At 51.2% G+C, this 19,951-nt stretch carries 23 protein-coding genes and 2 pseudogenes; 20 read left to right on the top strand and 5 right to left on the bottom strand.

Annotated elements, in window-relative coordinates; all coding sequences use genetic code 11:
* Positions 1-27 precede the first annotated feature (27 nt).
* Positions 28-441, bottom strand: a complete 414-nt coding sequence (gene yedD / locus BGE37_RS07380; RefSeq protein ID WP_000731731.1) for a lipoprotein YedD — start codon at positions 439-441, stop codon at positions 28-30.
* A 186-nt stretch (positions 442-627) separates the two neighbouring features.
* Here yedD and yedE point away from each other — a divergent pair, with 186 nt between their 5' ends.
* The 3 genes from yedE (at position 628) to BGE37_RS07360 (ending at position 2,841) form a co-directional block, all read left to right on the top strand.
* Positions 628-1,833 carry a selenium metabolism membrane protein YedE/FdhT gene (gene yedE, locus BGE37_RS07370; protein ID WP_000118901.1) on the top strand — a complete coding sequence of 402 codons (1,206 nt, stop codon included), beginning with the start codon at positions 628-630 and terminating at the stop codon, positions 1,831-1,833.
* On the top strand, positions 1,830-2,063 hold the full coding sequence (gene yedF, locus BGE37_RS07365) for a sulfurtransferase-like selenium metabolism protein YedF (RefSeq protein WP_000790504.1): 234 nt from the start codon (positions 1,830-1,832) through the stop codon (positions 2,061-2,063). The genes yedE and yedF overlap by 4 nt, the downstream gene beginning before the upstream one ends.
* A gap of 106 nt (positions 2,064-2,169) precedes the next feature.
* A complete protein-coding gene (locus BGE37_RS07360; protein ID WP_001543845.1) occupies positions 2,170-2,841 on the top strand; it encodes an SOS response-associated peptidase in 672 nt (223 codons plus the stop codon).
* A gap of 74 nt (positions 2,842-2,915) precedes the next feature.
* Here BGE37_RS07360 and BGE37_RS07350 read toward each other — a convergent pair.
* Positions 2,916-4,051: pseudogene (locus BGE37_RS07350) on the bottom strand (DUF5503 domain-containing protein).
* 194 nt (positions 4,052-4,245) lie between these two features.
* Between BGE37_RS07350 and BGE37_RS25940 the strand changes: the two are divergent.
* Positions 4,246-4,368 (top strand): annotated as a pseudogene (locus BGE37_RS25940) (integrase); the annotation flags it as partial.
* Between the two features lie 33 nt (positions 4,369-4,401).
* On the opposite strand, the gene fliE reads toward BGE37_RS25940, so the two are convergent.
* Positions 4,402-4,716, bottom strand: coding sequence for a flagellar hook-basal body complex protein FliE (gene fliE / locus BGE37_RS07340; protein ID WP_001274294.1), 315 nt, complete (start codon positions 4,714-4,716; stop codon positions 4,402-4,404).
* A 214-nt stretch (positions 4,717-4,930) separates the two neighbouring features.
* Here fliE and fliF point away from each other — a divergent pair, with 214 nt between their 5' ends.
* From fliF to rcsA, 14 genes are all read left to right on the top strand, one after another.
* Positions 4,931-6,589, top strand: coding sequence for a flagellar basal-body MS-ring/collar protein FliF (gene fliF, locus BGE37_RS07335; RefSeq protein ID WP_000994427.1), 1,659 nt, complete (start codon positions 4,931-4,933; stop codon positions 6,587-6,589).
* Positions 6,582-7,577: a flagellar motor switch protein FliG gene (gene fliG / locus BGE37_RS07330; RefSeq protein WP_000067950.1), complete on the top strand. Its 996-nt coding sequence runs from the start codon at positions 6,582-6,584 to the stop codon at positions 7,575-7,577. Before fliF ends, fliG begins: the two co-directional genes overlap by 8 nt.
* Positions 7,570-8,256, top strand: a complete 687-nt coding sequence (fliH, locus tag BGE37_RS07325; protein ID WP_001282709.1) for a flagellar assembly protein FliH — start codon at positions 7,570-7,572, stop codon at positions 8,254-8,256. The genes fliG and fliH overlap by 8 nt, the downstream gene beginning before the upstream one ends.
* The gene (gene fliI / locus BGE37_RS07320) at positions 8,256-9,629 is read left to right on the top strand and encodes a flagellar protein export ATPase FliI (RefSeq protein ID WP_000213294.1); all 1,374 of its coding nucleotides are present in this window, start codon (positions 8,256-8,258) and stop codon (positions 9,627-9,629) included. The genes fliH and fliI overlap by 1 nt, the downstream gene beginning before the upstream one ends.
* A gap of 18 nt (positions 9,630-9,647) precedes the next feature.
* Positions 9,648-10,091 carry a flagellar export protein FliJ gene (gene fliJ / locus BGE37_RS07315; RefSeq protein WP_000807584.1) on the top strand — a complete coding sequence of 148 codons (444 nt, stop codon included), beginning with the start codon at positions 9,648-9,650 and terminating at the stop codon, positions 10,089-10,091.
* On the top strand, positions 10,088-11,215 hold the full coding sequence (locus BGE37_RS07310; RefSeq protein WP_042966034.1) for a flagellar hook-length control protein FliK: 1,128 nt from the start codon (positions 10,088-10,090) through the stop codon (positions 11,213-11,215). The genes fliJ and BGE37_RS07310 overlap by 4 nt, the downstream gene beginning before the upstream one ends.
* Before the next feature lie 104 nt (positions 11,216-11,319).
* Positions 11,320-11,784, top strand: a complete 465-nt coding sequence (gene fliL / locus BGE37_RS07305) for a flagellar basal body-associated protein FliL (protein ID WP_000133106.1) — start codon at positions 11,320-11,322, stop codon at positions 11,782-11,784.
* 4 nt (positions 11,785-11,788) lie between these two features.
* Complete coding sequence (gene fliM, locus BGE37_RS07300; RefSeq protein WP_001295641.1) at positions 11,789-12,793, top strand: flagellar motor switch protein FliM; 1,005 nt, start codon at positions 11,789-11,791, stop codon at positions 12,791-12,793.
* The gene (fliN, locus tag BGE37_RS07295) at positions 12,790-13,203 is read left to right on the top strand and encodes a flagellar motor switch protein FliN (protein WP_001282098.1); all 414 of its coding nucleotides are present in this window, start codon (positions 12,790-12,792) and stop codon (positions 13,201-13,203) included. The genes fliM and fliN overlap by 4 nt, the downstream gene beginning before the upstream one ends.
* 2 nt (positions 13,204-13,205) lie before the next feature.
* Positions 13,206-13,571, top strand: coding sequence for a flagellar biosynthetic protein FliO (fliO, locus tag BGE37_RS07290; RefSeq protein WP_094319811.1), 366 nt, complete (start codon positions 13,206-13,208; stop codon positions 13,569-13,571).
* Positions 13,571-14,308, top strand: a complete 738-nt coding sequence (gene fliP, locus BGE37_RS07285) for a flagellar type III secretion system pore protein FliP (RefSeq protein ID WP_001515470.1) — start codon at positions 13,571-13,573, stop codon at positions 14,306-14,308. Before fliO ends, fliP begins: the two co-directional genes overlap by 1 nt.
* Positions 14,309-14,317: 9 nt before the next feature.
* The gene (gene fliQ, locus BGE37_RS07280; protein WP_000187358.1) at positions 14,318-14,587 is read left to right on the top strand and encodes a flagellar biosynthesis protein FliQ; all 270 of its coding nucleotides are present in this window, start codon (positions 14,318-14,320) and stop codon (positions 14,585-14,587) included.
* A gap of 8 nt (positions 14,588-14,595) precedes the next feature.
* A complete protein-coding gene (gene fliR, locus BGE37_RS07275; protein WP_097758130.1) occupies positions 14,596-15,381 on the top strand; it encodes a flagellar biosynthetic protein FliR in 786 nt (261 codons plus the stop codon).
* A gap of 289 nt (positions 15,382-15,670) precedes the next feature.
* On the top strand, positions 15,671-16,294 hold the full coding sequence (gene rcsA / locus BGE37_RS07270; protein WP_097758129.1) for a transcriptional regulator RcsA: 624 nt from the start codon (positions 15,671-15,673) through the stop codon (positions 16,292-16,294).
* 43 nt (positions 16,295-16,337) lie between these two features.
* Here rcsA and dsrB read toward each other — a convergent pair whose 3' ends face one another.
* Positions 16,338-16,526, bottom strand: coding sequence for a protein DsrB (dsrB, locus tag BGE37_RS07265; protein ID WP_000867217.1), 189 nt, complete (start codon positions 16,524-16,526; stop codon positions 16,338-16,340).
* Positions 16,527-16,688: 162 nt separating this feature from the next.
* Between dsrB and yodD the strand changes: the two genes are divergently transcribed.
* Positions 16,689-16,916 (top strand): peroxide/acid resistance protein YodD, encoded by a 228-nt coding sequence (gene yodD, locus BGE37_RS07260; RefSeq protein ID WP_000844800.1) that lies wholly within the window; start codon positions 16,689-16,691, stop codon positions 16,914-16,916.
* Positions 16,917-17,212: 296 nt separating this feature from the next.
* On the top strand, positions 17,213-18,028 hold the full coding sequence (locus tag BGE37_RS07255; RefSeq protein WP_000491501.1) for a mannosyl-3-phosphoglycerate phosphatase-related protein: 816 nt from the start codon (positions 17,213-17,215) through the stop codon (positions 18,026-18,028).
* Here BGE37_RS07255 and dgcQ read toward each other — a convergent pair.
* Complete coding sequence (gene dgcQ / locus BGE37_RS07250; RefSeq protein ID WP_001564714.1) at positions 18,025-19,719, bottom strand: cellulose biosynthesis regulator diguanylate cyclase DgcQ; 1,695 nt, start codon at positions 19,717-19,719, stop codon at positions 18,025-18,027. The two genes, BGE37_RS07255 and dgcQ, sit on opposite strands and share 4 nt — an antisense overlap.
* Between the last annotated feature and the right edge of the window lie 232 nt (positions 19,720-19,951).

The following is a 19,951-nucleotide window of genomic DNA, read 5'->3' as shown; positions in this document are numbered from 1 at the left end:
CCCCGGCGGCAAGCCGGGGAGATTTCATTACGGCAGTGGCGTCGGTAACGGCGCTTTATCCAGCGCGGCGGCACACTCTGCCGTCGGGCGATCCACACGCTCCATCGTCATACCATCGTACTCAATGGTGTTACCGTCACGCTCAACCTCGTACAGCTCACGTTTTACGGTAACGTTAGTGAGATCATCAGACATCAATGTCAACTTGCCCGGCACGGCAATCACCCGCTGCCACTGACGGCAATCCAGGGTATCGCCCTCTTTAGTGACAATCAGGCTGCCTATCGCTTCCGGACTGACCAGCGCACGTTGCGGCCCTTTGGTCTGCCAGTAGCCCGCCAGCCAGTCCGGCGCGGGGGTTTTCACGACATTGTTATAGTTTTCGACTTCGGCACAGCCCGCCAGCAACATGAGCGCGCTTGCAATTGCGAGTTTTTTCATCATTCGTCCTGCATGAGAAGAAAAGAGGATTGTGGCATTAAAGCCCTGATGTCGCCAGCCTTTCAAAGTTCAGAGAGAAATTTGATCTAACTATTATTTTTGTGAATTATTACCCCGAAAATAAATTTGCATGATGTATGATTCGCGATTCTTGTTTCAAACCTTCTGAGTTCAGAGGCTACATTCATGTCATGGCAGCAATTCAAACACGCCTGGTTGATTAAATTCTGGGCACCCATCCCTGCGGTCATCGCGGCGGGTATTCTCTCCACTTACTATTTTGGCATTACTGGCACCTTTTGGGCTGTCACGGGTGAATTTACCCGTTGGGGCGGTCAGCTCCTGCAGCTGTTTGGCGTCCATGCTGAAGAGTGGGGTTATTTTAAAATTATCCATCTGGAAGGATCGCCATTAACCCGCATCGACGGGATGATGATCCTCGGCATGTTTGGCGGCTGCTTTGCCGCAGCGCTGTGGGCCAACAATGTCAAACTGCGCATGCCACGCAGCCGTATCCGCATTATGCAGGCCATCATTGGCGGTATTATCGCTGGTTTTGGCGCGCGTCTGGCAATGGGCTGTAACCTGGCGGCGTTCTTTACCGGTATTCCTCAGTTCTCGCTGCATGCCTGGTTCTTTGCCATCGCCACTGCCATTGGTTCATGGTTTGGCGCACGCTTTACCCTGCTGCCCATCTTCCGTATTCCCGTGAAAATGCAGAAAGTTTCTGCCGCCTCACCGCTGACGCAAAAACCGGATCAGGCGCGGCGTCGTTTTCGTCTCGGGATGCTGGTCTTTTTCGGTATGCTGGGCTGGGCGCTGCTCACGGCGATGAACCAACCCAAACTGGGGCTGGCAATGCTGTTTGGCGTCGGCTTTGGTTTACTGATTGAACGTGCGCAAATCTGCTTTACTTCGGCGTTCCGCGATATGTGGATCACCGGACGTACCCATATGGCTAAAGCAATCATTATCGGTATGGCGGTAAGTGCCATCGGGATCTTCAGTTACGTACAGTTAGGTGTTGAACCCAAAATCATGTGGGCGGGACCAAACGCGGTAATTGGTGGTTTACTGTTTGGTTTTGGCATCGTGCTGGCAGGCGGCTGCGAAACCGGTTGGATGTACCGCGCGGTAGAAGGTCAGGTGCACTACTGGTGGGTCGGTCTGGGCAATGTGATCGGCTCGACGATTCTGGCGTATTACTGGGATGATTTCGCTCCGGCGCTGGCCACCGACTGGGACAAAATCAACCTGCTGAAAACCTTTGGCCCGATGGGTGGCCTGCTGGTGACATATTTGCTGTTGTTTACTGCGCTGATGTTGATTATCGGCTGGGAAAAACGCTTCTTCCGCCGTGCGGCACCGCAGACTGCTAAGGAGATCGCATGAAAAATATCGTTCCTGATTACCGCCTTGATATGGTGGGTGAACCCTGCCCTTATCCGGCAGTCGCAACTCTTGAGGCGATGCCGCAGTTAAAAAAAGGGGAAATCCTGGAAGTGGTGAGCGACTGTCCACAGTCGATCAATAATATTCCACTGGATGCGCGTAATCACGGCTATACGGTGCTGGATATTCAGCAAGACGGGCCGACCATTCGTTATTTAATTCAGAAGTAATCCCTCATTCCCGCTGTGGCCCACAGCGGGAACATCGTTGCCTCTGACACATAGATTTTACCCGCCCCCTATCCTATTCTTTTCAGTATGATCTCAGGAGGTTTCTATGTGTGGACGCTTTGCCCAATCCCAAACGCGTGAAGATTACCTTGCGCTTCTCGCGGAAGATATTGAACGCGATATTCCCTACGATCCCGAACCCATTGGCAGATACAACGTCGCGCCGGGAACCAAAGTTCTTCTGCTCAGTGAACGTGATGAACACCTTCATCTGGATCCGGTTTTCTGGGGATATGCTCCCGGATGGTGGGATAAACCGCCGCTGATTAACGCCCGCGTAGAAACTGCGGCCACCAGTCGTATGTTTAAACCGCTCTGGCAACATGGTCGGGCAATCTGTTTTGCCGATGGCTGGTTTGAGTGGAAAAAAGAAGGCGACAAAAAACAGCCTTATTTTATCTATCGCGCTGATGGACAACCTGTTTTTATGGCCGCGATAGGTAGCACACCGTTTGAGCGCGGTGACGAAGCCGAAGGATTTTTAATTGTCACTGCAGCAGCAGACCAGGGTCTGGTAGATATTCATGACCGCCGCCCGCTGGTTCTGTCGCCAGAAGCTGCACAGGAATGGATGCGGCAAGAGATTAGCGGTAAAGAAGCCTCAGAAATCGCGGTCAGTGGTTGTGTGCCAGCAAAGCAGTTCTCCTGGCATCCGGTATTGCGCGCGGTGGGTAATGTCAAAAACCAGGGCGCAGCGTTAATTCAACCTGTCTGTTAACCCTGGAGATTATTGATGAACTAAAATGTGTCACAAGAAACCTCTATTCCAGTGACACAATTGCGCCTAATTACTTACATATAATATTTAATTATGAGTTCCTCACCATCTATTACATACTTTTTAACCATATCGGAATATTTATCATAATCAGCGGGATTCGTAACAATATATTTTCGCTGCGATCTTTCATAGCAAATCCCTGTCAAAGTCCATGATATAAAAATGTCTCTTCAAAAGAATTACATTCTTTAAAAAGTAATTCTTTATTGCTATATATCGCAGAGACAACCTCAATATCACACTCCATACGTGCTTTCTCCAGATGATTTGGGAAGTATTGAATTTCTTTTATCTTATTATCGCCACAATTAAACAGCTTAGTAGTCTCAGGCATTGCTGGTATTTACCATATTTTATTGCGATAAATAGAAATTGTCATAGCCTTTGACGGAGATGAGTCAACACGCGATATCAGATTATTATCTACGGAGACCTGGGTAATTCCATCGGATACTTTTGGAAATACCATATAATTATTGAAATCGAGCTCTAATTCTTTGCAGAATTTGGGAACCTGTATTGTGGCAAGGCCATTATGACGAAGATAAAGCACCTCAATCCAGGATGGAAGAGGTGGCAAAGACCCCAAGTGAAGATCTGTTAAGTCAAGTTTACTATTGTGGAGTTCAACACATTTAAACAATCTCACCAATGCTATATCCACATTTTTTTTGAAGTCATTCGATGCGCCTTCTTTGACTGAATTAGCCCAGTCACTGAAACCTTTGCAAAGTCTGGAATCTGTAATTTTCGTAAAGTTGTCTAGAAACTCTGCAATATTAGTCGATATAAACTCTAATTTATGCCGAATGGGTGGGTTACCAGTTCCCTGATTTTTTTCTATCATGATAAAACCTATCTTATTATAAATCGAGAAATCTTGAAACCAGAGACTATAATCACCCCATTCGAAATATTCTGAGTGCAATAACTTAAATTCTGACAGCATATTAAATAATTTGCTGTCTTCACTAATTGGTGTAAACTTACCATTTCCAAGACAACTGACTAACTCACTTGATAATTCATTTATGATTGCATCATCAGATACTAACTCATGTTGTTTTATCGTAGATTCAGTATTAGATGTGACTTTATTTAATTGAACCGACTGAGTTTTTAACGAAAGATCATTTAATGGAAACATTTACACTCCTGTTTAATAAATTATATTGCCCAGGGAGCATTCTAAAACACAATAAAATTACCACTATCAAAAATCGCTCATATCTATCGCCCGGAATATGAATAAAAACATCAACAAAGATTAAATTATTCAAACGTTACTGTTGCGTCTGCGGTCGTAGCAACATCCGACGTGGTGATGAGTGTTAAAAGAGACACTCTGATGTTCAGAGGGGTTATCGCGTATACGGATCGTGGATGGCAGAAAACTTTCAGAATCAGGTTTCCATTTTAAACCAGAAATTGAGTGAGTTTGCCCCATCCATGCCCCAAGCGGTGAGATTGGAAGTAATTAACAACAGGTTACAAAACCTACACCTGCATGGACATCACTTCCTGATACGCCGCCACCAGCTTATTACGCACCTGAATCCCCATTTGCATAGAAACTGAGGCTTTTTGCATATCGGTCATCACATCGTTTAACGCCACGCCGGGTTCACCGAGGGTGAATTTTTCTGCCTCCGTGCGGGCGGCTGTTTGTGTATCGCTTATGCGATCGAGCGCGGCGTGCAGCTGCCCGGCAAAACTAATGGACGGTTGCGGCAGTGAATCCTGCGCACGCGCACTCATCGCCGTAGCCTGTAACTGGCTGATAACCCCTTCAATCCCCTGTATCGCTGACATTTTCGTCTCCCGGATAATTTCTGGTAGCAAAGCCTACCAGTAAGTCAATAAGACAAAGGCGCTAAATAGCAACAAAAAAACGGGTTTATTGGCGGATAGAAAAAAACGAAAGCACAAATAATGGGAGCGTCAATTTTTCGAGTTTGCTGACCCGGGAGTGAGTCTTGTTCCACTTTGCCAATAACGCCGTCCATCATCAGCCACGAGGTGCGCGATGAATGCGACTGCAGCCCAGACAAAATCTCTTGAGTGGCTTAATCGCCTGCGTGCGAATCCGAAAATTCCATTGATTGTTGCCGGTTCCGCGGCAGTGGCGGTCATGGTCGCACTGATCCTGTGGGCGAAAGCCCCCGACTACCGCACATTATTCAGCAATCTTTCCGATCAGGATGGTGGCGCAATTGTCAGCCAACTGACGCAAATGAATATTCCTTACCGCTTCAGCGAAGCCAGCGGCGCTATTGAAGTTCCGGCAGATAAAGTTCACGAACTGCGTCTGCGCCTGGCACAACAAGGTTTGCCCAAAGGCGGCGCGGTCGGTTTTGAACTACTCGATCAGGAAAAGTTTGGTATCAGCCAGTTCAGCGAACAGGTGAATTATCAGCGGGCGCTGGAAGGCGAGCTTTCTCGTACCATCGAAACTATCGGCCCGGTAAAAGGGGCGCGCGTACATCTGGCAATGCCGAAACCGTCTTTATTCGTCCGTGAACAAAAATCCCCTTCTGCATCGGTGACGGTAAATCTGTTACCCGGCCGCGCACTCGATGAAGGGCAAATTAGCGCCATTGTGCATCTGGTTTCCAGCGCCGTTGCTGGTCTGCCGCCGGGAAACGTCACGCTGGTGGATCAGGGCGGACATCTGTTAACCCAGTCCAATACCAGCGGGCGCGATCTTAATGATGCTCAGTTGAAATATGCCAGCGATGTCGAAGGCCGTATTCAGCGGCGTATTGAAGCAATCCTGTCGCCTATTGTTGGTAACGGTAATATTCACGCCCAGGTCACGGCGCAGCTGGACTTCGCCAGTAAAGAACAAACGGAAGAACAGTATCGCCCTAACGGTGATGAATCTCATGCGGCGCTTCGTTCACGCCAGCTTAATGAGAGCGAGCAAAGCGGTTCCGGTTATCCGGGCGGCGTACCGGGGGCGTTGTCGAATCAACCGGCACCTGCGAATAACGCGCCAATCAGCACGCCTCCGGCAAATCAAAATAACCGCCAGCAGCAGGCGAGCACCACCAGCAATAGCGGGCCGCGTAGCACACAGCGGAATGAAACCAGTAACTACGAAGTCGATCGCACCATTCGTCATACCAAAATGAACGTGGGCGATGTGCAACGTCTGTCAGTCGCGGTAGTGGTGAATTACAAAACCTTGCCAGACGGTAAACCATTGCCTCTCAGCAACGAACAGATGAAGCAAATTGAAGATCTGACCCGCGAGGCGATGGGCTTTTCTGAAAAACGCGGTGACTCGCTCAATGTCGTTAACTCGCCGTTCAATAGCAGTGACGAAAGCGGCGGAGAACTGCCGTTCTGGCAACAGCAAGCGTTTATCGATCAGTTGCTGGCTGCCGGTCGCTGGTTGCTGGTACTGCTGGTGGCGTGGCTGCTGTGGCGGAAAGCGGTACGCCCGCAGTTAACACGTCGCGCCGAGGCGATGAAAGCTGTACAGCAACAGGCGCAGGCCCGTGAGGAAGTGGAAGATGCGGTGGAAGTCCGCCTGAGCAAAGACGAACAACTCCAACAACGACGCGCTAACCAACGTCTGGGGGCAGAAGTCATGAGCCAGCGTATCCGTGAAATGTCTGATAACGATCCGCGCGTGGTGGCGCTGGTCATTCGCCAGTGGATAAATAACGATCATGAGTAACCTGACAGGCACCGATAAAAGCGTCATCCTGCTGATGACCATTGGCGAAGACCGGGCGGCAGAGGTGTTCAAGCACCTCTCCCAGCGCGAAGTGCAAACTCTTAGCGCTGCAATGGCGAACGTCACGCAGATCTCCAACAAGCAGCTAACCGATGTGCTGGCGGAATTTGAGCAAGAAGCTGAACAGTTTGCCGCACTGAATATCAACGCCAACGATTATCTGCGTTCGGTATTGGTCAAAGCTCTGGGTGAAGAACGTGCCGCCAGCCTGCTGGAAGATATTCTCGAAACTCGCGATACCGCCAGCGGTATTGAAACGCTCAACTTTATGGAGCCGCAGAGTGCCGCCGATCTGATTCGCGATGAGCATCCGCAAATTATCGCCACCATTCTGGTGCATCTGAAGCGCGCCCAGGCCGCCGATATTCTGGCGTTGTTCGATGAACGTCTGCGCCACGACGTGATGTTGCGTATCGCCACCTTTGGCGGCGTGCAGCCAGCCGCGCTGGCGGAGCTGACCGAAGTACTGAATGGCTTGCTCGACGGTCAGAATCTCAAGCGCAGCAAAATGGGCGGCGTGAGAACGGCAGCCGAAATTATCAACCTGATGAAAACTCAGCAGGAAGAAGCCGTTATTACCGCCGTGCGCGAATTCGACGGCGAACTGGCGCAGAAAATCATCGACGAGATGTTCCTGTTCGAGAATCTGGTGGATGTCGACGATCGCAGCATTCAGCGTCTGTTGCAGGAAGTAGATTCCGAATCGCTGTTGATCGCGCTGAAAGGGGCCGAGCAGCCACTGCGCGAGAAATTCCTGCGCAATATGTCGCAGCGTGCCGCCGATATTCTGCGCGACGATCTCGCCAACCGTGGTCCGGTGCGTCTGTCGCAGGTGGAAAACGAACAGAAAGCGATTCTGCTGATTGTGCGCCGCCTTGCCGAAACTGGCGAGATGGTAATTGGCAGCGGCGAGGATACCTATGTCTGATAATCTGCCGTGGAAAACCTGGACGCCGGACGATCTCGCGCCACCACAGGCAGAGTTTGTGCCCATGGTCGAGCCGGAAGAAACCATCATTGAAGAGGCCGAACCCAGCCTTGAGCAGCAACTGGCGCAACTGCAAATGCAGGCCCATGAGCAAGGTTATCAGGCGGGTATTGCCGAAGGTCGCCAGCAAGGTCATAAGCAGGGCTATCAGGAAGGACTGGCCCAGGGGCTGGAGCAAGGTCTGGCAGAGGCGAAGTCTCAACAAGCGCCAATTCATGCCCGGATGCAGCAACTGGTCAGCGAATTTCAAACTACCCTTGATGCGCTTGATAGTGTGATTGCTTCGCGCCTGATGCAGATGGCGCTGGAGGCAGCACGTCAGGTCATCGGTCAGACGCCAACAGTGGATAACTCGGCACTGATCAAACAGATCCAACAGTTGTTGCAGCAAGAACCGTTATTCAGCGGTAAACCACAGCTGCGCGTGCACCCGGATGATCTGCAACGTGTGGATGATATGCTCGGCGCTACCTTAAGTTTGCATGGCTGGCGCTTGCGGGGCGATCCCACCCTCCATCCTGGCGGCTGTAAAGTCTCCGCCGATGAAGGCGATCTCGACGCCAGTGTCGCCACTCGCTGGCAAGAACTCTGCCGTCTGGCAGCACCAGGAGTGGTGTAATGACCACGCGCCTGACTCGCTGGCTAACCACGCTGGATAACTTTGAAGCCAAAATGGCGCAGTTGCCTGCGGTACGTCGCTACGGGCGATTAACTCGCGCTACCGGGCTGGTGCTGGAAGCCACCGGATTACAATTGCCGCTCGGCGCAACCTGTGTTATTGAGCGCCAGAACGGCAGCGAAACGCACGAAGTAGAAAGCGAAGTCGTTGGCTTTAACGGTCAACGGCTGTTTTTAATGCCGCTGGAGGAAGTCGAAGGTGTCCTGCCCGGCGCGCGTGTTTATGCCAAAAACATTTCGGCAGAAGGGCTGCAAAGCGGCAAACAGTTGCCGCTCGGTCCGGCGTTATTAGGTCGCGTTCTGGACGGCAGCGGTAAACCGCTCGATGGCCTCCCCTCCCCCGATACGACGGAAACCGGTGCGCTGATTACCCCACCATTTAACCCATTGCAACGTACACCGATTGAACATGTGCTGGACACTGGCGTGCGCCCAATCAATGCCCTGCTTACCGTTGGGCGTGGGCAGCGTATGGGGCTGTTTGCCGGGTCCGGCGTTGGTAAAAGTGTGCTGCTGGGGATGATGGCCCGTTACACCCGCGCCGATGTCATTGTCGTGGGTTTGATTGGTGAACGAGGGCGCGAAGTAAAAGATTTTATTGAGAATATCCTCGGTGCCGAAGGGCGTGCACGCTCAGTAGTGATTGCCGCTCCGGCAGATGTCTCTCCGCTTCTGCGAATGCAAGGTGCCGCCTATGCCACGCGCATTGCCGAAGATTTTCGCGATCGTGGTCAGCATGTGTTGCTGATTATGGACTCCCTCACCCGCTACGCGATGGCCCAGCGTGAAATTGCGCTGGCGATTGGCGAACCCCCCGCCACCAAAGGTTATCCCCCGTCGGTGTTTGCCAAATTACCGGCACTGGTCGAGCGTGCCGGAAATGGCATTAGCGGCGGCGGCTCGATTACCGCGTTTTATACCGTGCTCACCGAGGGCGATGACCAGCAGGACCCCATTGCCGACTCTGCGCGGGCAATCCTCGACGGTCACATTGTGCTGTCTCGCCGACTGGCGGAAGCCGGGCACTATCCGGCTATCGATATTGAAGCGTCGATCAGCCGCGCAATGACGGCGTTGATCAGTGAGCAACATTACGCGCGAGTGCGCACCTTCAAACAGCTGTTGTCGAGTTTTCAGCGTAACCGCGATCTGGTTAGCGTCGGCGCGTATGCCAAAGGCAGCGATCCGATGCTCGATAAAGCCATCGCCCTGTGGCCGCAGCTGGAGGGCTATTTGCAACAAGGCATTTTTGAACGTGCGGACTGGGAAGCGTCTCTCCAGGGGCTGGAGCGTATTTTCCCGACAGTGTCATAACCCAGGAGATAACGGCAGATGGCAGAACATGGCGCGCTGGCGACCCTGAAAGATCTGGCAGAAAAAGAGGTAGAGGATGCCGCGCGCCTGCTGGGTGAAATGCGTCGCGGGTGTCAGCAGGCGGAAGAACAGCTCAAAATGCTGATCGATTATCAGAATGAATATCGCAATAACCTCAACAGCGATATGAGTGCCGGGATGACCAGCAACCGCTGGATCAACTATCAGCAGTTTATCCAGACGCTGGAAAAAGCCATTACTCAGCATCGCCAGCAACTTAATCAGTGGACGCAGAAAGTTGACATTGCCCTGAACAGCTGGCGAGAAAAGAAACAACGTTTGCAGGCCTGGCAGACACTGCAGGAACGGCAATCCACGGCGGCACTGCTTGCAGAAAACCGCCTCGATCAGAAAAAGATGGATGAGTTCGCCCAGCGCGCCGCCATGAGGAAACCTGAATGATTCGCTTAGCGCCCTTAATTACCGCCGACGTTGACACCACCACATTGCCTGGCGGCAAAGCCAGCGATGCTGCACAAGATTTTCTCGCGTTGTTGAGCGAAGCATTAGCAGGCGAGACAACTACCGACAAAGCGGCCCCCCAGTTGCTGGTGGCAACAGATAAGCCCACGACAAAAGGCGAGCCGCTGGTCAGCGAGATTCTTGCCGATGCGCAACAAGCGGATTTACTGATCCCTGTGGATGAAACACCGCCTGTCATCAACGACGAACAATCCACATCAACACCATTAACCACCGCTCAAACGATGACGTTGGCTGCGGTGGCTGGCAACAATACGGCAAAAGACGAAAAAGCGGATGATCTGAATGAAGACGTCACCGCAAGCCTGAGCGCCCTTTTTGCGATGTTGCCGGGTTTTGACAATACGCCCAAAGTGACTGATGTGCCGTCAACCGTGTTACCGGCAGAGAAACCAACGCTCTTCACAAAACTGACTTCTGCGCAACTCACAACAGCACAGCCTGATGATGCCCCCGGCACGCCAGCTCAGCCATTAACACCGCTGGTAGCAGAAGCCCAGAGTAAAGCGGAAGTCATCAGCACACCTTCACCGGTGACCGCTGCCGCCAGCCCGCTAATCACTCCACACCAGACACAGCCACTGCCCACCGTCGCCGCGCCTGTGTTGAGTGCACCGCTGGGTTCTCACGAATGGCAACAATCATTAAGCCAGCATATTTCGCTGTTCACCCGCCAGGGGCAACAAAGTGCAGAGTTGCGTCTGCACCCGCAGGATTTAGGTGAAGTGCAAATCTCCCTCAAAGTGGATGATAACCAGGCGCAAATCCAGATGGTTTCACCGCATCAACACGTACGCGCCGCCCTGGAAGCAGCGCTTCCGGTACTGCGAACGCAGCTGGCCGAAAGTGGCATTCAGTTAGGGCAAAGCAACATCAGTGGCGAAAGCTTTAGTGGTCAGCAGCAGGCCGCTTCCCAGCAACAGCAAAGCCAACGCACAGCAAACCATGAACCTCTGGCGGTGGAAGACGACGATACGCTTCCGGTTCCCGTCTCTTTACAAGTACGTGTAACAGGCAACAGCAGCGTTGATATTTTCGCCTAACGTCAGAGGTAGCACCGTAATCCGCGTCTTTTCCCCGCTTTGTTGCGCTCAAGACGCAGGATAATTAGCCGATAAGCAGTAGCGACACAGGAAGACCGCAACACATGACTGATTACGCGATAAGCAAGAAAAGCAAGCGATCGCTTTGGATCCCGATTCTGGTATTCATTACCCTCGCGGCCTGTGCCAGCGCAGGTTACAGCTACTGGCATTCGCATCAGGTTGCCGCTGACGACAAAGCGCAGCAACGCGTCGTGCCCTCCCCGGTCTTCTATGCGCTGGATACCTTTACGGTCAATTTGGGCGATGCGGATCGCGTGCTTTATATCGGCATAACCCTGCGCCTGAAAGATGAAGCTACCCGCTCGCGGCTGAGTGAGTATTTGCCGGAAGTCCGTAGCCGTTTGCTGTTACTGTTTTCGCGTCAGGATGCTGCCGTACTGGCGACAGAAGAAGGCAAGAAAAACCTGATTGCCGAGATTAAAACCACGCTTTCCACCCCGCTTGTTGCCGGGCAACCGAAACAGGATGTCACCGACGTGCTGTATACCGCTTTTATTCTGCGATAACGACATGGGCGATAGTATTCTTTCTCAAGCTGAAATTGATGCGCTGTTGAATGGTGACAGCGAAGTCAAAGACGAACCGACAGCCAGTGTTAGCGGCGAAAGTGACATTCGTCCGTACGATCCGAATACCCAACGACGGGTTGTGCGCGAACGTTTGCAGGCGCTGGAAATCATTAATGAGCGCTTTGCCCGCCATTTTCGTATGGGGCTGTTCAACCTGCTGCGTCGTAGCCCGGATATAACCGTCGGGGCCATCCGCATTCAGCCGTACCATGAATTTGCCCGCAACCTGCCGGTGCCGACCAACCTGAACCTTATCCATCTGAAACCGCTGCGCGGCACAGGGCTGGTGGTGTTTTCACCGAGTCTGGTGTTTATCGCCGTGGATAACCTGTTTGGCGGCGATGGACGCTTCCCGACCAAAGTGGAAGGTCGCGAGTTTACCCATACCGAACAGCGCGTCATCAACCGCATGTTAAAGCTGGCGCTTGAAGGCTATAGCGACGCCTGGAAGGCGATTAATCCGCTGGAAGTTGAGTACGTGCGTTCGGAAATGCAGGTGAAATTTACCAATATCACCACCTCGCCGAACGACATTGTGGTTAACACGCCGTTCCATGTGGAGATTGGCAACCTGACCGGCGAATTTAATATCTGTCTGCCATTCAGCATGATCGAGCCGCTACGGGAATTGTTGGTTAACCCGCCGCTGGAAAACTCGCGTAATGAAGATCAGAACTGGCGCGATAACCTGGTGCGCCAGGTGCAGCATTCACAGCTGGAGCTGGTCGCCAACTTTGCCGATATCTCGCTACGCCTGTCGCAGATTTTAAAACTGAAACCCGGCGACGTCCTGCCGATAGAAAAACCCGATCGCATCATCGCCCATGTTGACGGCGTCCCGGTGCTGACCAGTCAGTACGGCACTCTCAACGGTCAGTATGCGTTACGGATAGAACATTTGATTAACCCGATTTTAAATTCTCTGAACGAGGAACAGCCCAAATGAGTGACATGAATAATCCGGCCGATGACAACAACGGCGCAATGGACGATCTGTGGGCTGAAGCGTTGAGCGAACAAAAATCAACCAGCAGCAAAAGCGCTGCCGACGCGGTGTTCCAGCAATTTGGCGGTGGTGATGTCAGCGGAACGTTGCAGGATATCGACCTGATAATGGATATTCCGGTCAAGCTGACCGTCGAGCTGGGCCGTACGCGGATGACCATCAAAGAGCTGTTGCGTCTGACGCAAGGGTCCGTCGTGGCGCTGGACGGTCTGGCGGGCGAACCACTGGATATTCTGATCAACGGTTATTTAATTGCCCAGGGCGAAGTGGTGGTCGTTGCCGATAAATATGGCGTGCGGATCACCGATATCATTACTCCGTCTGAGCGAATGCGCCGCCTGAGCCGTTAGTGATGAATAACCACACTACTGTGCAATCTTCCGCGCCGGTTTCTGCTGCGCCACTGCTGCAGGTGAGCGGCGCACTCATCGCCATTATTGCCCTGATCCTCGCTGCTGCCTGGCTGGTAAAACGGCTGGGATTTGCCCCTAAACGCACTGGCGTTAACGGTCTGAAAATTAGTGCCAGTACTTCGCTGGGCGCGCGTGAACGGGTCGTGGTGGTCGATGTGGAAGATGCACGGCTGGTGCTCGGCGTTACCGCAGGGCAAATCAATCTGCTGCATAAACTTCCCCCTTCAGCACCAACGGAAGAGATACCGCAGACCGATTTTCAGTCGGTCATGAAAAACTTGCTTAAGCGTAGCGGGAGATCCTGATGCGTCGTTTGTTGTCTGTCGCACCTGTCCTTCTCTGTCTGGTTACGCCCCTCGCCTTCGCGCAACTGCCGGGTATCACCAGCCAGCCGCTGCCTGGCGGTGGACAAAGCTGGTCGCTCCCGGTGCAGACGCTGGTGTTCATCACCTCGTTGACGTTTATTCCGGCAATTTTACTAATGATGACCAGTTTCACCCGCATCATTATTGTTTTTGGTTTATTGCGTAACGCGCTGGGAACGCCCTCCGCGCCACCTAACCAGGTATTGCTGGGACTGGCGCTGTTTTTGACCTTTTTTATTATGTCGCCGGTGATCGATAAAATTTATGTCGATGCGTACCAGCCATTCAGCGAAGAGAAAATATCAATGCAGGAGGCGCTGGAAAAAGGGGCGCAGCCGCTGCGTGAGTTTATGCTGCGTCAGACCCGTGAGGCGGATTTAGGGTTGTTTGCCAGACTGGCGAATACCGGCCCGTTGCAGGGACCTGAAGCCGTGCCGATGCGCATTTTGCTCCCGGCCTACGTGACCAGCGAGTTGAAAACCGCATTTCAGATAGGCTTCACGATTTTCATCCCTTTTTTGATTATCGACCTGGTGATTGCCAGCGTGTTGATGGCATTGGGGATGATGATGGTCCCCCCCGCCACCATTGCTCTGCCCTTTAAACTGATGCTGTTTGTACTGGTGGATGGTTGGCAATTGCTGGTCGGTTCGCTGGCGCAGAGCTTTTACAGCTAGAGAGGCAAAATGACACCTGAATCGGTCATGATGATGGGGACTGAAGCGATGAAAGTCGCGCTGGCACTAGCTGCCCCGCTGTTGCTGGTGGCGCTGGTCACGGGCCTTATCATCAGTATTTTGCAGGCCGCCACACAGATCAACGAAATGACGCTGTCGTTTATACCAAAAATCATCGCCGTATTTATTGCCATTATTATTGCCGGACCGTGGATGCTCAATCTGTTGCTGGATTACGTCCGCACCTTGTTCACTAACCTGCCGTATATCATCGGGTAGCCCGTACAATGATGCAGGTGACAAGCGATCAATGGCTTTCCTGGTTAAGCCTCTACTTCTGGCCGTTACTGCGCGTGCTGGCGCTCATTTCTACCGCGCCAATTCTGAGCGAACGCAGCGTGCCGAAACGGGTAAAACTGGGTCTGGCAATGATGATCACGTTCGCTATTGCCCCATCATTACCTGCCAACGATGTTCCTGTTTTTTCGTTCTTTGCTCTGTGGCTGGCCGTGCAGCAGATCCTGATCGGCGTTGCGCTTGGTTTTACCATGCAATTTGCCTTTGCCGCTGTGCGAACCGCTGGCGAAATTATCGGTCTGCAAATGGGGCTGTCATTTGCGACTTTTGTCGATCCAGCCAGCCATCTCAATATGCCCGTTTTAGCGCGTATCATGGATATGCTGGCGTTACTGCTGTTCCTGACATTTAACGGTCATTTATGGTTGATTTCACTGCTGGTCGATACCTTTCACACCCTGCCAATTGGTGGCGAACCGTTGAACAGCAATGCGTTTCTGGCACTCACCAAAGCGGGGAGTTTGATTTTCCTTAACGGGCTGATGCTGGCGTTACCGCTCATTACTCTGCTGCTGACCCTGAATATGGCATTAGGTTTACTGAATCGTATGGCCCCGCAATTATCCATTTTTGTTATTGGATTTCCATTAACTCTGACTGTCGGTATCTCTTTAATGGCGGCATTAATGCCGTTAATTGCGCCTTTTTGCGAACATTTATTCAGTGAAATTTTTAATTTGCTGGCTGATATTATTAGTGAATTGCCATTAATATAATTCCGTAACGTTTATCATGTTATCCTAAGGATTATCCGAAAAATAATACCTGCGAACATCTTCCAGGATACTCCTGTGGCGAAATATTTGTTTTAAGCTCACTCACATATCGCAACATTTACTTTACTTTAAGACAATTCCAGGCAAATTATACAACACTTTACGGGATAGTAAGTCCGCCTGAAAAATCGCGAGAGTGGCGCATTAGGTGACCCATGTTGTTCCGTTTAGTCATGATGAAATATTCAGGTAAGGGGAATTATCGTTACGCATTGAGTGAGGGTATGCCATGTCAACGATTATTATGGATTTATGTAGTTACACCCGACTAGGTTTAACCGGGTATCTGTTGAGTAGAGGGGTTAAAAAAAGAGAAATCAACGACATTGAAACCGTTGATGACCTTGCCATAGCTTGTGATTCACAGCGCCCTTCAGTGGTGTTTATTAATGAGGACTGTTTCATCCATGATGCTTCTAACAGTCAGCGCATCAAGCACATCATTAATCAACATCCCAATACGTTATTTATCGTTTTTATGGCAATTGCCAATGTTCATTTTGATGAATATCTATTGGTCAGAAAAAATTTATTGATCAGTTCTAAATCGATTAAACCGGAATCTCTCGACGATATCCTTGGCGATATTCTGAAAAAAGAGACAACGATAACCTCTTTTTTAAATATGTCGACGTTATCATTGAGCCGAACCGAATCGAGTATGTTGCGAATGTGGATGGCAGGTCAGGGAACCATTCAAATCTCTGACCAAATGAATATCAAAGCCAAGACCGTTTCATCGCATAAAGGTAATATTAAACGTAAGATCAAAACGCATAATAAACAGGTTATCTACCATGTCGTCCGACTGACGGATAATGTGACTAATGGTATTTTTGTCAACATGCGCTAACACATTCTGACTGGTGGTTTCCCACCAGTCAGGCTGAATAAGATTACTCTGCTTTCTCCACAAAGATACCGTCCTGATGCCCTGCTTCATTAAAGAACCAGATGCCGAGCGGGTAGTCTTCCAGCGAAACCAGGTACATTGTGCCTTCACTAAACTCCTCAACTGCCAGTACCACGCCAGGACGACGCGGACCGCCATCCGTTTTGACTGTTACCCGATCATTCACCTTCATCGTTTTCCTCCTGTGGCTTTGTGCCAGTGTAGAACAATTTCGTTTTTCTGGCAGCGCCAGGCGCGCGCGAGTGCTGATTTTCTCGACGGTCTATACTTAAGAGATGCCAGGCGGACTTAACGACTGGCGGCAACAACAGAGTAACGGTTGCGAGGAAAGATGATGAAAACCGCAAAAGAGTACAGCGATACCGCAAAACGTGAGGTCAGCGTCGATGTCGATGCCCTGCTGGCGGCGATCAATGAAATTAGCGAAAGCGAAGTTCATCGCAGCCAGAACGATTCTGAACACGTTAGCGTCGATGGACGTGAATATCATACATGGCGTGAATTGGCGGATGCCTTCGAACTGGATATTCATGACTTCAGCGTCTCTGAAGTGAATCGTTGAATGCACAATAAAAAATCCCGACCCTGAGGGGGTCGGGATGAAACTTGCTTAAGCAAGAAGCACTTAAAAAATTCGTTACACCAGGAAATCTGATGTGTTCATCACCTTATCCGCAATTTTTTTCGCTGACAAGAAAATATTCGCGATATGAATGATTAACGCTACTTATGAATAGAAATGTGACGTGCGTCACCCCTTGGTGGCTCTGGCGTCAACGGGATCGCTCCCGAAAAAATCATCTTTGATTATTTGTGCTGTTTTGAGAATCATCCTGGTAAGGGGAGAACTGCGCGACCATGTTTTCAATTCAACAACCACTACTGGTTTTTAGCGATCTTGATGGCACCCTGCTGGACAGTCATAGTTATGACTGGCAACCGGCTGCCCCCTGGCTCAGCCGTTTACGCGAAGCGAATGTTCCCGTCATTCTCTGTAGCAGTAAAACTTCAGCGGAAATGCTGTACTTGCAAAAAACGTTGGGGCTACAAGGGTTACCGCTGATTGCCGAAAATGGCGCAGTGATCCAGCTTGCTGAACAATGGCAGGATATAGACGGTTTTCCACGCATCATCTCAGGTATTAGCCATGGCGAAATCAGCCAGGTTTTAAATACGCTACGCGAGAAAGAACATTTTAAATTCACGACTTTCGATGATGTCGACGATGCAACCATCGCCGAATGGACGGGATTAAGCCGTAGCCAGGCGGCGCTGACGCAGCTGCATGAGGCGTCGGTAACGCTAATCTGGCGCGACAGTGACGAGCGTATGGCACAATTTACCGCTCGTCTGAACGAACTGGGCTTACAGTTTATGCAGGGTGCGCGCTTCTGGCACGTCCTGGATGCCTCTGCCGGAAAAGATCAGGCCGCCAACTGGATTATCGCGACCTATCAACAATTATCAGGCAAACGCCCAACCACACTTGGCCTGGGCGATGGGCCAAACGATGCGCCCTTACTGGAGGTAATGGATTACGCGGTGATTGTGAAAGGGCTAAACCGTGAAGGGGTGCATCTGCATGATGAGGATCCGACCCGCGTCTGGCGAACGCAGCGTGAAGGACCGGAAGGCTGGCGTGAAGGGCTGGACCATTTTTTCTCCGCTCGTTAAGCGTTATCGCTCGCGCATACCCGATTACGCCCGGCCTGTTTAGCGAGATAAAGCCGACGGTCAGCCAGTGACTGGAGTTGTTCAAAATCATAATCACCGGTTTCCTCGCTGCTACTTACCCCCAGCGAGGCACTGATGCGTATCGTCGTACTCTTGGCGATCAACATCTCTTTTTCATTTAGCTTCAGGCGAATACGTTCTGCGACCTCCGCAGCCTCCGTCAGACTCGCGCCTGGCAGAATCACACAAAACTCCTCACCACCGACCCGCCCGGCAACGTCCTGCGCACGCAAGGAACTGCTAATTAATCCGGCAGCATGAGAAAGAACACGGTCGCCCGCCTGATGACCAAAGCGGTCATTAATCGCTTTAAAATGGTCAAGATCGACCTGAATGACAGAAAAAGGATGTTGGTGCGTCTGATACAATTTAGCGAGCGGACGGGCTTTTTCGAACAGTGCGCCACGGTTATATAAACGCGTTAAGGTGTCGTGCCACGCCTGCCACTGCAACGAGCTTTGCAGAACATACATGTTGCTAACCATCCGGCGAATCACATACCAGGAGATGAGTAACATGGTGGTAAAGAGCGCCCACAGCAGGGTTAATGCAATGCTGATACTGCCGAAATCGCCGCGCACGCCTTCGCTTAACGTATGGACGCGCACCAGCACACCGTCGAAATGGTCCAGACGTTCCCAGCTAACATAGCGACTGTCCATACGAATGCCGCCCCGCGTGTCATGTTCCATCGCCTGCGCCAGCAAGGCCAGTTCACGAGGATCAAAAATATTCCCTGTTGGATGGTCAGGATTGGAAGAGGTCAAAAATCTCAGCTTACTGTCATAGAGCTGATACTCACCATCGAGGTTTTTATCGATGGCGTTTCTTAAAAATTGCTGCATGGTACGCACGGGAATACTCATCCCCAGCACGCCATACCAGTAGTTATTACTGTCTACTGGAACACTGACGGTAACCTGCGGTTCAGTATTGCTGGCGTGTTCCGGTTGCGAAGTAAACCAGCGTACCGCGCGGTGACGATTTTCTCGTTGCGAATGGCCGATAAACCAGGGTTGGGTGACATAGCCGTAATAACGCGTTGGTACATTGCGCGTAAATAAGGTCGGCTGCGTCGAAACGTAAAATCCGGCACGCGAGACATACATCGCCTGTTCAACCATCGACGAGGTGTTGTGCGCCAGTCGCAGCAAGTAACCAACTTCCAGTGCAGCGGTAATTTCATTGTCGAGGCTTTCATTTTCGCGAGACAGGAGATTCCCCTCGCTGACTAATGCATCCGATACGCCATTGACTGACAGGGTGCGTCGTCGGTTGAGTTCAATTTGCCAGGCGTGCTCGTCGCGATGCTGTTCGAACTCGGTTACAGCATTACGCAGTGAAGTGAAATCCAGTGGCGCTACGAGAGCTTCGCGCATGCCATTACGCAAAAAGATCAGTTTGTCGACGTTATACTGCAAATGCTTATCGAGCGCGTTGGCTACGTTTTCCAGATGATTACGCTGGCTGGAGATATAGGCATCTTCCAGCACCACTACTTCACGCCAGGTGAGCAAGGTGGAAAAAAGCAATACCACGATAAAGCAGAGATTAACGACATGACCAGGCCCCAGGCGGCGTGCGAGTTTTTTCAACCAGCTCTGGTTTTCCATTTTTGTCTCGTGCTGCACCCTGACGACTCCCAACCTGCTTTTTATGATTCTGGCATAACCTGGCGATAGCGTACCGCAAAACAGCGATAATTTTATAATGGTGGCATGATAAGACGCGACAGACATCGATAGTTTTATAACGTAGGCATGATAAGACGCGATAGCGTCGCATCAGGCAATTCAGTGCAGACACTGGCACACCCGACCGGATGCGACGTGAGCGCCACATCCGGTCGGGTGTTAATGATAC

It is taken from the genome of Escherichia sp. MOD1-EC6300 (genome assembly GCF_002965045.1).
Lineage (GTDB): Bacteria > Pseudomonadota > Gammaproteobacteria > Enterobacterales > Enterobacteriaceae > Escherichia > Escherichia coli_F.
Note: the sequence above shows the minus strand (reverse complement) of the source record. Positions and strands in the feature narration are given on the sequence as shown.